The 405-nt window shown below is 65.4% G+C and carries 1 protein-coding gene; it reads left to right on the top strand.

The annotated features are described in order from the left end of the window. Positions 1 to 221 (top strand): hypothetical protein (locus EN852_RS35660; RefSeq protein ID WP_210238294.1); only part of this gene is annotated, 221 nt, incomplete at its 5' end. Positions 222 to 405: the final 184 nt, after the last annotated feature.

The following is a 405-nucleotide window of genomic DNA, read 5'->3' on the forward strand; positions in this document are numbered from 1 at the left end:
GGGAGTTTCCTGAAGCGACCCGCGACACCGGCATTTTTTGGGGAATTCCGGCGATGAAAACGAAATTCGCAGCTTCCGTGCTTTTCGCGCTGCTCTATGCGCAGGGTCTGCTCGGCTTTGCCGCACTCGCCAGCGTGCTCCTCAAGGAACGCGCTCACGCAAGCGAGTTCGTCGCCGGCGGCGACATGGCCTCGGGTCCGTCATTGCTGGTGGTGCGCTGAACCTCGCGCGCATCGGCGCGGAAATGGAAGGGCCGATGCTGATCCGGGGAACAAGCGGGAAAAGGCAGCCGTCAGTCGGCGCGGGCCCGCTCCATCCAATCATTGAAGACGCGGCCCGAACTGTGCAGTGTCGCCCCGTGCCGGCGCTTGGCGCGCATGCCGAAACGGGCACGGGCGGCGGCAG

This window comes from Mesorhizobium sp. M2E.F.Ca.ET.209.01.1.1 (genome assembly GCF_004010375.2).
Lineage (GTDB): Bacteria > Pseudomonadota > Alphaproteobacteria > Rhizobiales > Rhizobiaceae > Mesorhizobium.